This is a genomic window from Aquificaceae bacterium (assembly GCA_037481935.1).
In the GTDB taxonomy this organism is placed as follows: domain Bacteria; phylum Aquificota; class Aquificia; order Aquificales; family Aquificaceae; genus Pampinifervens.
Window position 1 is genome coordinate 111,074 of the sequence record JBBFKQ010000003.1, and the last position, 16,306, is coordinate 127,379.

The window sequence follows — 16,306 nt, forward strand, 5'->3', positions numbered from 1 at the left end:
ATCTGTTTAAATTTTGTTAAGTCTTCTTCACCTGAAGTATAAGCCCATAAGAATTAGCTTAAATAAGCATAATTAATAACTCACCAAACATTTTCTTATTGACAAGCCTGCTTTTCAGAGGCTATGATTTTAATCAAACCTTTTAAGGGAGGTAAAGCATGGTTACAAGGCGTGACCTTTTAAAGTCTGTAGGAGTAGGGGCTGTTGCTCTCGGAGTTTCATCACAACCTGTTTTTGCAGCGGCAGAAAGGGTTGTAAAGATGGAAGCTCTCATGCCTCCACCAAAAGGCAACAGGGTGGTAGTCTGCGGTGGTGGATGGGCTGGTCTCACTGTAGCAAAGTATCTCAAGAGGGAAAACCCTAACATAGATGTGGTCCTCATAGAACAGAGGCCCAACTTCTTCTCATGCCCCATATCCAACCCATGGCTTGCCAACCTGGTAAACCTGGACTTTATATCCCATGATTATCTCCAGCCTGCTACTAAGTATGGCTACAGGTTTGTAAACGATAAGGTTATAGGCATAGAAAGGGATAGAAAAAGGGTTTATACCACAAGGGGATTCATAGAGTATAACTACCTTGTTCTTGCCCCCGGTATACGCTATAACTACGCTCCCTGGTTTGGAGACAACGCGGACCTTATAAGGTTTACAAAGATGAACTTTCCTCCCGCATACATACCGGGTTCAGAACACCTCGCCCTCAAGAGGAAAATATGGGAGTTTGAAGAGGGAGACTTCATCATAACAGTTCCACCTGGAGCATACAGGTGCCCACCCGCCCCATACGAAAGGGCATGTATGGTGGCAGAAGTTTTCAAGAGAAACAAGGCGAAGGGAAGGGTAATACTTCTTGACCCTAAGGAAGATATAGCCCCCAAGGGTCCTGGCTTCAGAATGGCATATGAACAGGTTTATCTTGGCATAGTGGAGGTGGTTACAAAAGCATCCATAAAAGAGATAGACCCCGTAAAGAAGGTTATAAAGACAACTGCTGGAGACTTCAAGTTTGCTGATGCCAACATAATACCACCCCAGCAGGCTGGAGAACTCGTCTGGATGGCAGACCTGATAGCAAAGGACAAGGAGGGCAAGCCCACCGGCTGGGCAGACCAGGACCCGCTCACCTTCCAGGCAAAGGCTGACCCCAACGTCTTTCTGGTGGGTGATGTTATATCTCCAGCCCTTGGGGTAGCCTATCCAAAGAGCGGACATATGGGCAACTCTCAGGGTAAGATTGTGGCAAAGGTTATCGCATCAAGGATAGCGGGTAAAGAGGCTCCTCTTGCGTTGCCAGATAACACATGCTACTCTATGGTCAACGGCTCACCTCAGGAAGCAATTGTTATAAACGTCACCTACGAGTATAACAGGCAAGAAAACAAGATAACCCCAAAACCAAGAACAATAAACGAAAGGTCGGAAGCTCTTGCAAAAGCAACTTACGAATGGGCAAGGGCCATGTATAAGGACATGTTCTCCTGATGAGGGCGGGGCAGCCGCCCCGTTGCAACATATGTTGCACCGGAAAACAATTATGGGTTATTGAAAATAAGGATATTTCATGCTTTTTCTATGGCACTCAGCTTGCATACACTTTAGGAGGACACTTAAAATAAAATATGAGGTGTAATACATGGACAGAAGGGATTTCATAAAAACCTGCAGCACTGTAGCGGTGGCCTCAATGTTAGATGCCAGCTTTTTCTCTCAGGTGCTTGCACAGCAAAAGGATGGTATGTTTCAGGCTTACAAAAAGGCGTTGCTTGTAAAGCAGGATGGCTCCCCTCTCAAGGAGGAGGATATAAGGCCTCATGTAAACTACATCTTTTTCTACCCTCATACTGCCACACCCTGCTATTTAATTAACCTCGGTGAAACGGTCCCACCTGCGGAGATAAGGCTCAAAGACGGTAAAAGCTACAGGTGGGGTGGTGGGATTGGTTCCAGAAAGAGCATAGTAGCATACTCCGCCATTTGCGCCCATCAGTGGAGCTATCCAACTCCCCAGTATTCCTTCATAAACTACTATCCACCCGATGCTCCTTCAGAAACCACAAAGAAAGCGGGTATAATCCAGTGCTGTGCCCATCTTGCCCTATACGACCCCAGAAATGGGGGTAGTGTTATAGATGGTCCGGCAGACTTCCCTCTCGCCTCAATAGTGCTTCAGGAAGAGGAAGGTAAGATTTACGCAGTGGGCGTTCTGGGCAAAGACCAGTTTCAGCAGTTTTTTGACAACTACAGGACAGAGTTAAGACAGCAGTATGGCTCCACCGTAAAGGCAAGAGAGCTTGTAGATAATTGCACTGTTATGGAGGTGGATAAATATGTTCAGGCAGTTGTCAAGTGTTAACAGAAGAGAGTTGCTGAGTGGGGTTGTAGCCCTTGGCCTGACTGCACCCATGATGGTATACGCAAAAACCCCAAGGAGGCAGAAGGCTCAGGTAGTCATAGTGGGTGGTGGTTATGGGGGTGTGACGACCGCCAAGTATCTGAAGAAGGAAAATCCAAGGCTTGATGTAATACTGATTGAGGAAAGGCCCTTTTTCATGTCCTGTCCCATGTCAAACCACTTTTTGGCCGGTCTCATGGAGCTTACACCCCTTTGCTTTTCTTACAATGTGCTGGAAGTGAAGCATGGAGTTAAAGTTTTGAACGACAAAGTCCTTGGAATTGAGCTTGACAGAAAAGCTGTAAGAACATCATCAGGATACATAGCCTACGACTATCTGGTGCTTTCTCCTGGCATAGATTACGACATAGAAGATGCGCCCTTTTACAGAGAATCCCTTGTTTACAACCCTCCAGCCTTCAAACCAGGCTCAGAGCACATATACCTCAAAAGGCTAATAGAGGATTTTGAGGGCGGTGATATTGTGATAACCGTCCCACCACCTCCCTTTAGATGTCCTCCTGCACCCTATGAGCGTGCCGCCCTTATAGCCAGCATGATAAAAAGAAACAAGCTCAAAGCCCACATGTATTTTATTGATGCCAACGAAAGACCTATAATAAACTCCGAAGGCTTCCTATCCGCCTATTACGACCTCTACAAGGATATAGCTACCTACATAACCTCTGCACAGGTAAGGGAAGTAGATGTCCAGAAGAGGGTGGTAAAGACTTCCCACGGAGACTTCAAGTATGACCTTGCCAGCATAATCCCGCCAATGAAAGCAAACAGGCTTCTTGAAGAGGCTGGGCTTTTGAAAAGGGGTCAGAAATGGGTGGAGGTCAATCCGCTCACCTTTGAATCCTCCGTGAAGAATGTCTTTGTCATAGGAGATGCCTGTCAGAGCTACCTTCCAAAGAGCGGTTATGCGGCACACTCTGAAGGTAAAATGGTGGCAAAGCTCATAAACGCAAGGATTCAGGGTAAAGAAGTCAAAGAAGAATATCTGCAGATGATATGCTACGCAATGGTGAGCGACAGGGAAGCCATAATGACGGAAACTGCCTTCAGATACGACGCGGTATCAAAGAGGTTTGTCCCCACTCACAGAGAGGACAATCAGAGAAAGGAAAGCACTGCAAAAAGGTATGAAGAATGGGCAAGAGGCCTATGGAGAGACCTCTTTGGCTAAAACTCCTTTAGCATACCCCTGACCTTGTCCTCCCAGCTGGGGTGGACAAGGGCTGCCTTTCTTAGCCTTCTCTTCCTGTCCTTTGCCTTGTGGGTGTTGTAGTGTGAACCGCCAGCCTTCTGTCTTTTTATCTTTCCTGTTGCGGTAACCTTAAACCTTTTCTTTGCCGACCTGTTGCTTTTCATCTTCACCTTTGCCATATGCAGACCTCCAGACAGAGCATTATACCACAGTTAACATCCAAGAAGCTCTTTCAGGTCCTTTTCCAGCTCCCTGTAGACACCAAGCCTTATACGATAGATTTTACCGTTCCTGTCAAGCAGGTAGGAGGTAGGAAATCCCATAAGCTTTAACTCCTTTTCAAGCTCTTCCGATGGCCTTACTATGGTGAAAGAGTATCTGTTCTCCCTCAAAAACTTTTCCAGAGCTCCTTCTGAGCTGTCCATGTTTACCGCAAGCACCTCAAAGCCTCTATCCCTGCACCTCCTGTATTCCCTCTCAAAGATTGGCATCTCTTCCTTACAGGGTGGGCACCAGGTAGCCCAGAAGTTAAGAAGAACTGCCTTTCCACGAAGCTGGGAGAGTTTTAGTTCTTTGCCATCAGTTGTTTTAAAGGTAAAGTCTGGCAGAGACTGTTCCACAGGCGGTCTGTAAGAATTCTGAAGAAGCTCTTCCTCTCTATGCTTGAGTCCGAAGAAAAGAACCATAAAAAAGAGTATGCCCGCAAGTATGTAGGGAACATACTTCGTCATGTCTATTAATTTACCATGGTGCTTTTACTTTTCAAGTGGTGTATTCGGCGTTTATCTTTATGTAATCGTATGTTAGGTCTGAGCTGTAGTAGGTCCAGCTTTCCTTTCCTTCCATCAGGTCAAGGGTTATCTCCACCTCCTGAGATTCTTCAAGATACCTTTTTGCCCCTTCCAGAGCTCTGGGATGGACTTTTCCATCGTAGAGGAGATGGGTTCCCATGTAAACTTTTAGTCTAAACTGGTCTATTGGAAAGGGCGTGGAGCCTGCAGCAGCCACTATTCTTCCCCAGTTGGGGTCTCTTCCAAATATGGCTGTCTTGACAAGGTTTGATGTGGCAATGGCCTGGGCTATTAGCCTTGCCTTGAGCTGTATGGAGGTGTTCTTCACATGGACCTTTATAACCCTCGTGGCACCCTCCCCATCCTGCACTATCTTTCTGGCAAGGCTGAGAGAAACCTCCTCTATGGCATCGCTGACTGCCTGCAGGTCTTCCTTCAAAAGCCCAAGGCTAATTAAACCAAAGCTGTCGTTGGTGCTCATGCATCCATCCACGCTAATAGAGTTAAAGGTTCTCTCGTTTATGTCTCTGTGTAACCTCTCAATAACATTTTCATCTAGGTCTGCGTTGGTAAACACATAGGCAAGCATTGTCCCCATGCTGGGGTGTATCATGCCAGCACCCTTTGCAAAGCCAAAGGCTTCCAGCTTGCCCTTTTTTACAAAGTCATACTTGGGAAAGCTGTCTGTTGTGGATATAACCTCGCTTGCTCTTTTGAGGTCAAGAGGCTCAAGAAGCGAACAGGCTGAATCTATTGCATTAAGAACGTCTCCTATTGGCATTGGCTTGCCTATTACGCCTGTGGAAAAGACCAGAACCTCTTCCTCCTGAATTTCAAGCCTTTCCGCAACTCTTTTTGCCATAAGCTCTGCATGGAGAAGACCATCTTTCCCAACCCCGCAGTTGGCGTTTCCGCTGTTTATCACCATTGCCCTGACTTTTCCGTTAAAGACCTTCTGAGAATACAGGACACTCGCAGATTTGAAGTGATTCCTTGTAAAGAGAAAGGAAGCCCTGCAAGTCTGCGGAAGGAGAACAACAAGAAGGTCTGGCTTTCCTCCAGATTTTAAACCTGCCCTTCCAACTCCCATAAGAATATCCATGTAAAAATTCTACCACATACTTCCCAGCCTTCTGAGCCTTTCCCTTGCATCCTCTGCCCATGGTGCCCTTCCCTGAGAGAGTTCAAGGGCAGCTCTGTAGTGTTCCACAGCCCTGGAATACTGCCCCAGCGCCTCATAATCTCTCCCCAGATAATAATGAGTGCTTGCATGGTCGGGTATGAGCTGTCTTGCTCTCTCAAGGTGCCTGATAGATTCCTGATATTCTCTTCGCAGGAACTTCACATAACCGTGAACAAAGTTGGTCAGGAACACATGGGGCATTGCCTGAAGAGCCCTTTTTGAGTTTCTGTCCGCCTCCTCAAGCTTTCCTTCTCCCGCAAGAAGATATGCCATATAAGCCCTTGCCACATAGTTTTCCGGGTATAATTCAAGTGCTCTCTGAAAGTGCTCAAGAGCAAGCCTGTGATTGTTGCTAGCAAAAGCTTTCTTGCCCTTATCAAACTCTTCAAAGGAATGCTGGGTTTTCTTTAATCTTTCCTTTAACCTCTGAAAATCCTCCGTATCGGTTATGAATGCACCGCTGGGTCTTAACTTCTCTATTTCTCTGTTTGCCTCCTTTATTCTTGTCTCTGGAAGGGGATGAGTAGACAACCACTCAGGTGGTCTTCCCCCTCTTTCCATAGATTTAAACATTTCAAAAACCCTGACTATTGCCATTGGGTCGTATCCCGCCCTGTAGGTGTAGAGTATGCCATACTGGTCTGCCTCCCTCTCCTGGTCTCTGCTAAACTTTAGACTGAGAAGTCCAGCGCCAACCTGACCGAATTGAAGCAACGCCTGCCCATAGGGCTTGTCCCCTACGAGAAGCGCCCCTATGTTAAGGAGAAGACTCAGCCCAAACTGCTTTTCAAGAAATCTTGCATGATGTCTTGCGTTGATGTGTCCCAGTTCATGCCCCAGGACGCTTGCAAGCTCGCTCTCAGAAGAGAGCTTCATAAGAAGCCCCCTTGTTATTACCACAGGTCCTCCAGGCAGGGCAAAGGCGTTTATCTTTGAGGAATTCACCACATAAAACTCATAGGGCAGTCTTCTTTCTGTATGTCTTGCAAGGCTGAGCCCCACATTTCTCACATATTCCTGCACCTCCCTGTCCGGATAAAGACCGTCAAACTCCTCTATGGCATATGGAATGTAAGCCTTTCCTATTTCTATCTCCCTGCTTTCTGGAAGAAGGTTAAGCAGTGGTCTTCTGGCACTGACTTCCGCACAGCTAACAAGGACTGAAAGGAGCAAAAGAAAAAGAAGCCTCATGCTTTTAATAATATAGCCTGCCTGAGCCTCCACAGAACTTCGTTTATGAGAAGGAAGCCCCTCCTTTTTAGCCTCAGCCTGTCTTCGTTAACCTCAAAAAACTCCTCAAGCTCCCGCGGTATACTTGATAGAAGGCTTTTTTCCACACCTTTTGAGGTTCTCAGGGCAACAAACAGATAATCATAGAGAAGCTCATCACCTTCAAGTTTTTCTTCATATTCCACGGGCTTTTCTCCATTGCTGACCCTTTCGGCGTATAGCCTGAGGTTCTTCGTGTTTCCAAACCTAACCCTGTCAACAAAGCTCCAGGCGGACACACCAAGTCCGAGAAACTCCTCATAGCTCCAGTAAAGCATGTTGTGCCTGCACTGGTAGCCAGGCAGGGAGAAGTTGGAAACCTCATACTGCAAAAAGCCAAAGCCTTCAAGGCTTTCACATATGAGTTCATACATATCACCTATAGTATCTTCTTCTGGAAGCTCCAGAAGACCCTTTTCATACAGCCTTCCGAGCTGTGTGTCCTCGTAAGGTGTAAGAAGGTAGAAGGAAACATGGCTGATTGGCAGGCTTCTGAGGATTTTCAGTTCCTTTTCAAGGTCTTTGAGGCTCTGTCCGTGATAGCCGTATATGAGGTCTATGTTTATGTTTTCAAAGCCTGCCACTCTGGCAAATTCAACGGCCCTGAGTGATGTCTCAACAGAATGGAGCCGGCCAAGAGCCCTAAGCCCTTCCTCTCTCAGGCTCTGCACACCGATGCTGACCCTGTTAAAGCCTGCGTCTTTGAGCCTTCTGTAGTCCTCAAGGATGTAGTTTTCTGGGTTGCATTCAATAGAGACCTCTTCAAGGTTAGAGGAATCTACATACTTGAAGAGCCTTTCAAAAAAGGACTCGTAAAGTTCGGGCTTTATAAGAGAGGGCGTTCCACCTCCAAAGTAAAGGGTCTGGGGTTTTATGTGCAGATTTCTGTATAGCTCAAGTTCCTTAAGGAGCATGTTCATGTATTCTGAAGGGTCAAGGACCGGGTCTACCACAGATACAAAATCACAATAGGGACACTTGTAAGAGCAGAAGGGGATGTGGAAGTATAAACCCTTAACCATTCTCAAACCTTATAGGTCTGTTCATGTGCTCTCTGATTATGGAAAGAGCACAACCAAAAAGAAGAGAAAAGGTGAGTATACTGCTACCACCATAGCTGACAAAGGGCAGAGGTATGCCAACCACAGGCGCCCATCCCATAGTCATCAGGAGATTCACGCCTGTCTGAAAGAGCCATAGCCCGGCAAAGGCACCGAGGTATAGCCTCTCAGCAGGATGAGGCACATCCAGAGCGTAGTGGACAATCCTATAAAAGAGAACAAACGGCGCAAGCAGGAGAATAGAACCAGCCAGAAAGCCCCACTCCTCTGCTATAACGGAGAATATAAAGTCCGTATGTTTCTCCGGAAGGAAAAGAAGATGGGACTGGGTGCCCTGCAGAAAGCCTTTCCCCAGAAAACCACCCGAGCCAATGGCTATTACCGATTGAATCAGCTGATAACCACTGCCATGGTAGTCCTCATAGGGGTCAAGGACTGCAAGTATTCGTGCTTTCTGGTAGTCCTTCAGAAAATGCCAGAGAAGGGGGGATACGAGAAAAAGAGAAATGCCAGAAAGAATGAAATATTTGAGCCTTATTCCCCCAAGGAAGAGAACAAGAAAAAGTATAAGACCGTAAGTCACGGCGGTGCCAAGGTCGGGCTGTTTTAGAGTAAGAACAGCCGGCAACAGAAAGGCTATGAGAAGTATGAAGCCTTCCCTGCTCAGGAACTTCTTCGTGTGTTCCAGAGTGTAGAGGGCAAAAAGCAGAAAGGAAAACTTCATGAACTCTGAAGGTTGAACACTTACTGGACCCAGGTCAATCCATCTCTTCGCTCCGTAAACTGTCTTTCCCACAAGGGGCACAAGCACCAGAAGAAGAAGATTGAGGAAGTATATGGCTGGTGCCATGTCAAGGATAGTTCTGAAGTTCAGTCTGGAGAGAAAAAACATTATGAACAAACCCATAACAAGGTAAAGAGACTGCTTTATAAAGAGAGGTGATGGACTACCCTTGAAGGTTGCGCTGTAAATACCCACGAGCCCAACAAGGCATATGAAAAAGAGGGATAAAATCACGTAAGGGTCGTAATCTTTTATGATTTTTTTAAGTCTCCCCCTCATTGTAAACCAGCCTTCCACAGCTTGGACATACCACTACATCTCCTTTTATAAGCCTTGAGTAGAGAGCGGAGGGCAGCCTTGTTCCGCAATTGGTGCAGGCTCCAAAGGAATCAACGGGAAGTATTACTGGCAGACCGTGCTTCTTCTTCAACATTTCATATTCCTGAATTATTTCTACATCTGTGCTTTCCCTTATTTCCTGAAGCCTTTTTTCAAGCTCATCAATTCTGCTGGCAAGTCTTGACTGAGAGTATCTAAGGTCGGTAAGTTCCTCTTCAAGCTCTTGCATTTCCCTGAGCAGACTTCTATCTTCCTCTCCTTCTTCAAGTTTTTTCAGCTCAATTTCAAGCTCCTTAAGACTGTTTGTCAGCTTTATGACACAATCCTCATGTCTGGCTTTTTCCCTCAGAAGTGCTTTATATTCCTCAGCTTTTCTGACAAGGCTCAGCCTTTCCTCAGCCCTTTTTGCACCATCTTTACACTCCTCAATCATTTCCCTGTGCCTCTTTATTTCCCTTTTCAACTCTTCCATTTTTCTCCTTGTGTCTTCCCTCTTTTTCCTAAGCTCCTCAATCCTTTTAGTCACCTCCTCTATCTGGGTCTGAAGCTTTTTGAGGGCCGTTCTTGTTCTTAACATTTCAAGTTCAATCTTCTGAAGCTCAAGCATTCTTTGAAGCCTGTCAGGTTTCACAGAGAATATAATATAAGCCATGCTTGACCTTTTGATTAAGTCCACCCTGATACCAGAAAGGGGCAAGCCGGCAGATGTAGGCATAAAGGATGGAATGATAGTAAAGATAGGAGAGGGTCTGGAAGAGGAAGCAAGACACACCATAAGGGCTGAGGGGAAGGTTCTCTTTCCATCCTTTGCCAACATGCACACTCACATATCCATGAGCCTTCTCAGAGGGCTGGGTGCAGACCTGCCCCTTATGGACTGGCTCCAGAGGGTCATATGGGTGCTTGAGGGCGAGTTTGTATCGCCAGAGTTTGTCAGAGACGGTGCCCTCATAGGTATTGCGGAAGCCATAAGCTCAGGGACAACCCTATTTATGGACATGTATTTCTTTGAAGAGAGTGTGGCAGAGGTTGCCCAGAGGGCAGGCATAAGGGCAGGGCTCGGTTTTGGTATCCTTGACTTTCCTACAAAGGTGGCAAGAACTCCAGAAGAGTATCTAAGAAGGGCAAAAGATTTCGTAAGGGAGTTTAAGGGCAGAGAACTGGTTTTTCCTACCATCTGCCCACATGCAGTCTATACCTGCTCTCCGGACACCCTCAGAAAATCCCTTGAGCTTGCCCTTGAGGAGGGTGTTTACATACACACTCATACCGCAGAAACCCAGCAGGAGGTGGAGGCATCCCTCCAGCAATTTGGCAGGCGTCCAGTGGAACATCTTCACAGTCTTGGGCTTCTGACAGACAGGACCCTCATGGCGCATGTGGTATGGACAACAGAAGAGGAGAGAGAAATGATAAAGGAGAAAGGTGCAAAGGTTCTGCACTGTCCAGAGAGTAACCTCAAACTCGCCTCTGGCATAGCACCCATAAGCGACTATGTGAAAAGGGGCATTCATGTGTGCCTGGGCACTGACGGACCTGCCTCCAACGACAACCTTGACATGATGGAAGAGCTCAGCACCATGGCAAAACTTCAGAAGGGGGCAAACCTTGATGCAAAGGCTATGGATGCAAGAACGGCTTTCAAAATAGCCACAGAAGAGGGTTTCAGAGCCGTTGGCATCAGGGCGGGAAGGGTTGAAGTGGGATATGAGGCAGACCTGATACTCCTTGACACAGACAGACCACACCTGCAACCACTCTACGACCCTGTTGCGCAGCTTGTTTATTCAGCCAAATCTTCGGACATAGACACGGTCATATGCAGAGGAAGGGTGCTTATGGAGAATAGGGAGCTAAAGACCATCGACCAGGAAGAGGTGAAATTCATCGCGAATAAATGGAAGGAGAAGATACAGGAGTTCCTTAAAGATAAAATTTTAAGATAACGGGGTGTGGCTCAGGTGGCAGAGCGTCGGCTTCGGGAGCCGAAGGTCAGGGGTTCAAGTCCCCTCACCCCGAGTTAAAAAATTCTTATATGCTTAAATAAACACGCCTTAGCTTCTACATAACAAACTTTTATGGTTGTCCTTCGTCCGTGCGGATAAAATCTTTTTGAAAAATCACAGGAGGAACGGCATGAGGAGGCTTCTTATTCTTTGCACAGTGGGAGTAGCATTCTCGCAGCCGGTAATTGACCCGCAGTTTGCCGACAGGCTCTTTCCCTTTGTAACCTACGGGGAGGTGTGGACTGGCACGCCTGCGGTGATAAAAGATGCCACAATTCCCAACACCCTTGTAGCCTATGGCTCAAAGGAAGACCCTGAGGTGGTTGCCCTTGCGGGCAGGATAGCTTACTACCTTGGTCAGTGGACTGAGGACATAGGCTTCACTGCTGAGGATGTAAAGCAGTCAAGGATGCCGGAGCTTCTCGTGAGTGACCAGAGACTGAAGGCTCTCAACTACCAAAACCTCATCGTGGTTGGGACAAACAACGATATAGTGAAGGAGCTTGGGCTCAGTTTTGACAAACCCACCGTAAAGCTCCTGCAGAAGGATGGGAAAAACATTCTTGTAGTGGGTGGTGCCAACAAGGAGCAGGTGCTTCAGGCAGGAAGATACCTTGCAGATGTAAGGCTCAATTTCAAGGCAGGGGCATACAGGACATTCTTTTCCTTTGTTGCACTCAGAGGCTACATTGAAAAGGGAGAGTTTGATGCCGGTCTCAGACTGATTAGAAGCCCCATGGGACTCTCCGCCTGTGGAAAGAACATGGCTCTTGCCGGTCCCATGGTAGCCCAGTGGGGGGATGACCTCAAGGCCGTTGTCCGGCACAGGAACAACATACTTTACAACGAGCTTCCGAAAGCCTTAGAGGCAAAGGACAAGGAAAAGGCTGTAGCCCTGTGGAAGGAGGCCATGTTTACCTGTTATCAGTGCCATCAGGGCGTAAATGTGCCTCAGGTAAGGAGGTTCAAACCCGTAGAGAGCATACATGCCAGACACCAACAGATAGCAGAGAGTTTTGGACTTGTGAAGGTTGTTGGAACGGAAAAGTCCTGCGTAGCCTGTCATGCAGGACCAACGAGCATAAGGGGCTACAAGTAGTTTATACTTTAGCCTATGGCTCTGGGTAAAGGCTTTTTTCTGAGGGCTGTGCTGGTGGCCCTCTTTCCTCTCTTTATAACGCTCCTCCTTGTTCGCCTTGCCTTTACAGAAGCCTTTGTGGGGTTTCTCTACAGAAAGGTTGACCTTCCACCAGACCCCATGCCCTATGAGCTGAGGCTGAGCATAGCCAAGATGGGATTGCGTTCAGTGCTTTCTGATGAGGGTATGGAGGAGTTTAGAAGCTCCGGACTTTTTAACCAGAGAGAAATAAGACATATGGAGGATGTGAAAAGGCTTCTTAGCTTTTTCTTTAATTTTCTCTACCTGGGGCTTCCCCTCTGGCTTGTGGGATTTTTCGCCATAAGAAGCAAGAAGGAAATGGGAAAGGTTCTCTTTTTTGGAAGCCTTCTCCTTGAGGCTTTTATCATCCTTGTGATAATCCTCTCTGCCATAAGTTATGAGTGGCTTTTTGAGGCCTTTCACAACCTTTTCTTTGACCCTTACTCTTGGCGATTCAGGGATGAAGATATGCTTCTGAGAGTCTATCCCATGGATTTCTGGTTTAAGGCAACTCTTTACACCGCCTTTGGAGTTTTCTGCTTAAATATCCTTCTTCAGGTTACTGGCTTTATTCTATGGAGAAAAAGCTCCTGAGTTTTTCCTCTGCGGGTCCAGGCTTCCCTATGTAGTAGCCCTGTGCGTAGTCCACACCGAGGTCCAGAAGTATGTCAATAGTCTCTGCATCCTCCACGTATTCGGCTATTGTCCTTATGCCAAGGCCCCTTGCCACGTCTACCATACTTTTTACAAAGGTTCTGTCCGCATGGGATTTTTTCATGCTCTTTATGAACTCTCCTTCTATTTTGAGAAAGTCCACGGGCATGTATTTTAGGTAAAGAAAAGAGGCATAGCCAGAACCAAAATCATCTATGGCAAACTTAAAACCGGCTTCCTTCATCCCCTTTATGAAACTGCTGAGCTTTCCTATGTCCTGTATTGCCTCCCTTTCTGTTATCTCAAAAACAATGTTCTGAGCTTTTACATTGTATACGCCTGCTTTGCGTATTACATCCTCTATGAACTCCCCTGTCAGGTCTTGAGGTGAAAGGTTCAGAAATATAAACACGTCCTTATGGTTGTTATAGGAAGATACACGCCTGAAAACCTCCTCCACCATGACAAGGTCAAGCTTCTGAACGAGACCCATCTCTTCCGCTATGTGTATGAACCTGCCTGCAGGCAGGAGTTCATCTTTTATTCTGAGCCTCATGAGGGCTTCAAAGCCTTCCACCCTCTCAGTGCTGAGGTTAACGATATCCTGCATGAAAACCTCTATTGACCTTTTCTCAAAGCTCTCCAGTATTTCCCTCTCAACCCTTCTGAAGGTTGTGTATAGCTCTCTTACGGATTCCTCCACCATTTTGACCTTTCCCTTACCCTCCCTCTTTATGGCATGCATAAGAGCCTCTCCCAGAGAAAGCATCTCCTCCCTGCTTTTTGCATCCACCGGATAGCAAACTATACCTACGCTTAAGCTTGCATGAACCTCCATATCGCCTACGATAAGAGGTGTGTTTAAGACTTCTTGTCTGAGCCTATCAGCTATGTATTCCACTACAGTCTTGTTTGATTTTGGAAGTATAACCCCAAACTCATCCCCACCCAGCCTGCCCGCCGTATCAAGCCTTCTTATCCTTTTTCTGAGAATTTCCGCAACATGCTTGAGCACCATATCACCCACATGGTAGCCATAGGTATCGTTTATCACCTTGAAGTTATCCACATCTATTAAGAGCATGCAGAGTGGCTCTCCAGAGCTGTCAGACCTTTCCATTTCATCTTTAAGGAGCTTTTCAAAGCTTTTTCTGTTGTATAGCATGGTAAGTGGGTCATACTCTGTGAGGAATTTTATGTTTGCCTGAGCCTTTTCCAGGTCTTCTATTACCTTCATGAGCTTGACTACATGGAAGAGCTGATTGCTGACAGTTTTCAAAAAGAGCAGTTCTTCCCTGTCAAAACCCCTCTCCCTTCTGAGCCCGACCACCCCTGACTGATATGAGTTGCTTTCAAACTTGCAGTAAAGGTAATTGTTTCCGGTTCCATACATCTCAGGGCTTTCCATTATCTTTTCCAAAAGCTGATGCAGTTTGAATTCGGGAAAGTTCTGTATAAAACCGCCTGAAAATACCACTCTCTCAGGAAGCTCTGCGTTTTTGTTCCACATGTAGAAAAGGCTCCCATCCATTTTAAGCGTGTAATCAAGCCTTTCAAGAACCTGTTTTGAAAAGGTGTCTATGTTGTTGTATGCCTGAGTGGCGTATTCGGAAGTCTCTAAAAGAAGGTATAGCCTCTGGAGTTCCTTGCTTTTTTCCTCTATAATCCTCTCGAAGTTTATCCAATTCAGAAGATGATCAAGTATGATTCTCTCCACACTTATTACATGCAATCTGCCTATAGGGCTCTCTGGATACTCTTCAAGCTTACTAATTATTAAAAAATCGTCGTATATGTAGTAGTGAAAATCCCTGCCAAAGTATTGCCCTCCAAGTTCTCTGACAAACCTTTTTACCTCAGAAAGGTTAATGTTAGGAGCTTTACATTCTTTATTTTTCTTTATTTTTACAAACAATCGCTACTAGCTTATTCTCTCTAAGGTCATAAAGAAATAAAGCTGTCACTAAATAAGAAAGAGATTTTTCCACCTGCACAAGAAGAATATGGTCTTCCTTCACAGGCTTTTTCCTAGGCATTTCTGTTAAGAGTCTACGAGATGCATCCATAATTTTTACAGCCTCCTCCCTAATATTTTTATAAAGAACCACATACAGGATAATCCCGTAGGCGATAAGCCTATAGGCAGAGGCTAAAACAATCAGAAAATCATAAAAATGCTTGTAAAGAGCCAGACTTAAAGAGGAAAGACTCAAAAACACAAAGACGGTAAGCATATACAGGCGGTTTTCTTTCCCAAATATACTATTTTTAAATGTGTAAAAGGCAAGAAAAGCATATAAAACCACTGTTACCAAATCATACATATCTCTATACCACGGTTGACCTATGCCCTCAATGTATAGCGGTGGTAAATTATGATGAAACAATACTATAAGAAAGGAAGCAAGAACAGAAAAAAGAGTCAAGTATCTGTATGAATTTAATGGAATGCGCTGAAATATGTGTTTATGGAATATGGAGGCATAAAATGCAAAAAGGACTAAAGTCCTTGAAAGGAGAAACAAATAAGCAACTTTATTTCTTGTATTCTTTGTTATAAAATCTGGAAAGAAAACGAAAGAAAGTATGTGGAAAAGGTCGGGTATCAGGGAAGGTATAAGAAAAAGTCCGAGAATATAGAGCCTTTCACATATGAATCGTCTGCCTAGAGCGATGAGGGTTATAATCAAGAACAAAAGAAGCACAAAAGAGCTTATTCTAAGAGTTGCTATCCAGAAGGCAAAGTCAGTCCTTTCAAGGACAAGCTGGTCTCTGTATACATAGGAAAACATGAAGACAAAAACCCCTCCGAGAATAAGAACTATACTTATATGTTTGCCCATGGGGACAATTATACATAATCGTAAGAACCACTCGGAGGTTTATGCCTGAGCAATTTTACAAGAAAATCTGCCACCTTTTCTGGCGGCTTCAGAGTTGTTGGGTCCTCCTGGGGGTATGCCCTTGCCCTCATCTGGGTTCTTGTGGCGCCGGGATTCAGGGCATAGACCTTTATGCCCCTATCTTTGAGCTCCTCAGCAAGAAGCAGGCTCAAACCTTCCACACCAAACTTGGATACCGCATAGGCTCCCCAGTAAGGTGCTGGTCTTTTGCCGGCTCCAGAGGACATGTTGACAATAAAAGAGTCCTCCATCATGTATGGCAGGGTGTATTTTGTTATGTAAAAGACGCCATTTATGTTAACCCTTATAACCTCCTCCCACACATCCTCCGGATAGTCCTGAAGAGGAACCCTCTCGCCCAGCACGCCTGCGTTGTTTACAAGAAGGTCCACACCGCCCATCTTCTCCACGCAAAAAAGCACAAACTCCCTGGCGGAGTCCCTGTCTGCTACATTGCAGGCTTTTATGTAGAGGGTGTCAGGATTTCCAATCTCCTCCTTCAGCCTCCTAAGGTCCTCTTCTCTCCTTGAACATGTGCAAACCTACC

At 45.9% G+C, this 16,306-nt stretch carries 15 protein-coding genes, 1 tRNA gene and 1 pseudogene; 7 read left to right on the forward strand and 10 right to left on the reverse strand.

Features of this window, described 5'->3' with window-relative positions:
• The first annotated feature begins 158 nt into the window (after nucleotides 1-158).
• The 3 genes from WHS43_03735 to WHS43_03745 all read left to right on the forward strand — a co-directional run bounded on the left by WHS43_03735 (nucleotide 159) and on the right by WHS43_03745 (nucleotide 3,589).
• The gene (locus WHS43_03735) at nucleotides 159-1,487 is read left to right on the forward strand and encodes an FAD-dependent oxidoreductase (protein ID MEJ5338747.1); all 1,329 of its coding nucleotides are present in this window, start codon (nucleotides 159-161) and stop codon (nucleotides 1,485-1,487) included.
• Nucleotides 1,488-1,638: 151 nt separating this feature from the next.
• Nucleotides 1,639-2,358: a (2Fe-2S)-binding protein gene (locus WHS43_03740; protein ID MEJ5338748.1), complete on the forward strand. Its 720-nt coding sequence runs from the start codon at nucleotides 1,639-1,641 to the stop codon at nucleotides 2,356-2,358.
• The gene (locus tag WHS43_03745; protein ID MEJ5338749.1) at nucleotides 2,333-3,589 is read left to right on the forward strand and encodes an FAD/NAD(P)-binding oxidoreductase; all 1,257 of its coding nucleotides are present in this window, start codon (nucleotides 2,333-2,335) and stop codon (nucleotides 3,587-3,589) included. The genes WHS43_03740 and WHS43_03745 overlap by 26 nt, the downstream gene beginning before the upstream one ends.
• On the opposite strand, the gene rpmI is transcribed toward WHS43_03745, so the two are convergent.
• Genes rpmI through WHS43_03780 form a run of 7 tightly spaced genes read right to left on the reverse strand, consistent with a single transcriptional unit; the run spans nucleotide 3,586 to nucleotide 9,689 of the window.
• Nucleotides 3,586-3,789, reverse strand: a complete 204-nt coding sequence (rpmI, locus tag WHS43_03750; GenBank protein MEJ5338750.1) for a 50S ribosomal protein L35 — start codon at nucleotides 3,787-3,789, stop codon at nucleotides 3,586-3,588. The genes WHS43_03745 and rpmI overlap by 4 nt on opposite strands.
• Nucleotides 3,790-3,822: 33 nt before the next feature.
• Complete coding sequence (locus WHS43_03755) at nucleotides 3,823-4,341, reverse strand: TlpA disulfide reductase family protein (GenBank protein MEJ5338751.1); 519 nt, start codon at nucleotides 4,339-4,341, stop codon at nucleotides 3,823-3,825.
• Between the two features lie 31 nt (nucleotides 4,342-4,372).
• Complete coding sequence (argJ, locus tag WHS43_03760) at nucleotides 4,373-5,503, reverse strand: bifunctional glutamate N-acetyltransferase/amino-acid acetyltransferase ArgJ (protein MEJ5338752.1); 1,131 nt, start codon at nucleotides 5,501-5,503, stop codon at nucleotides 4,373-4,375.
• Nucleotides 5,504-5,512: 9 nt separating this feature from the next.
• Nucleotides 5,513-6,775: a M48 family metalloprotease gene (locus tag WHS43_03765; protein ID MEJ5338753.1), complete on the reverse strand. Its 1,263-nt coding sequence runs from the start codon at nucleotides 6,773-6,775 to the stop codon at nucleotides 5,513-5,515.
• Nucleotides 6,772-7,875, reverse strand: coding sequence for a radical SAM family heme chaperone HemW (gene hemW, locus WHS43_03770; protein ID MEJ5338754.1), 1,104 nt, complete (start codon nucleotides 7,873-7,875; stop codon nucleotides 6,772-6,774). Before hemW ends, WHS43_03765 begins: the two co-directional genes overlap by 4 nt.
• Nucleotides 7,868-8,977, reverse strand: coding sequence for a rod shape-determining protein RodA (rodA, locus tag WHS43_03775; protein MEJ5338755.1), 1,110 nt, complete (start codon nucleotides 8,975-8,977; stop codon nucleotides 7,868-7,870). Before rodA ends, hemW begins: the two co-directional genes overlap by 8 nt.
• Nucleotides 8,961-9,689: a C4-type zinc ribbon domain-containing protein gene (locus WHS43_03780; protein ID MEJ5338756.1), complete on the reverse strand. Its 729-nt coding sequence runs from the start codon at nucleotides 9,687-9,689 to the stop codon at nucleotides 8,961-8,963. The genes rodA and WHS43_03780 overlap by 17 nt, the downstream gene beginning before the upstream one ends.
• On the opposite strand from WHS43_03780, the gene WHS43_03785 reads away from it, so the two are divergent.
• The 4 genes from WHS43_03785 to WHS43_03800 all read left to right on the forward strand — a co-directional run bounded on the left by WHS43_03785 (nucleotide 9,688) and on the right by WHS43_03800 (nucleotide 12,796).
• The gene (locus tag WHS43_03785; protein ID MEJ5338757.1) at nucleotides 9,688-10,983 is read left to right on the forward strand and encodes an amidohydrolase; all 1,296 of its coding nucleotides are present in this window, start codon (nucleotides 9,688-9,690) and stop codon (nucleotides 10,981-10,983) included. The genes WHS43_03780 and WHS43_03785 overlap by 2 nt on opposite strands.
• Nucleotides 10,984-11,056: transfer RNA gene (locus WHS43_03790), tRNA-Pro, on the forward strand. It begins immediately after the preceding gene.
• 117 nt (nucleotides 11,057-11,173) lie between these two features.
• The gene (locus tag WHS43_03795) at nucleotides 11,174-12,142 is read left to right on the forward strand and encodes a cellulose biosynthesis cyclic di-GMP-binding regulatory protein BcsB (GenBank protein MEJ5338758.1); all 969 of its coding nucleotides are present in this window, start codon (nucleotides 11,174-11,176) and stop codon (nucleotides 12,140-12,142) included.
• A 15-nt stretch (nucleotides 12,143-12,157) separates the two neighbouring features.
• Entirely contained in the window at nucleotides 12,158-12,796 is a 639-nt protein-coding gene (locus WHS43_03800) for a DUF1461 domain-containing protein (protein ID MEJ5338759.1), read from the forward strand.
• Here the strand turns inward: WHS43_03800 and WHS43_03805 are convergent.
• The 3 genes and pseudogenes from WHS43_03805 to WHS43_03815 form a co-directional block, all read right to left on the reverse strand.
• A complete protein-coding gene (locus WHS43_03805) occupies nucleotides 12,771-14,771 on the reverse strand; it encodes a bifunctional diguanylate cyclase/phosphodiesterase (protein MEJ5338760.1) in 2,001 nt (666 codons plus the stop codon). The genes WHS43_03800 and WHS43_03805 overlap by 26 nt on opposite strands.
• On the reverse strand, nucleotides 14,746-15,648 hold the full coding sequence (locus WHS43_03810; protein ID MEJ5338761.1) for an MASE3 domain-containing protein: 903 nt from the start codon (nucleotides 15,646-15,648) through the stop codon (nucleotides 14,746-14,748). The genes WHS43_03805 and WHS43_03810 overlap by 26 nt, the downstream gene beginning before the upstream one ends.
• A 59-nt stretch (nucleotides 15,649-15,707) precedes the next feature.
• A pseudogene (locus WHS43_03815) lies at nucleotides 15,708-16,286 on the reverse strand (SDR family oxidoreductase).
• Nucleotides 16,287-16,306 lie beyond the last annotated feature (20 nt).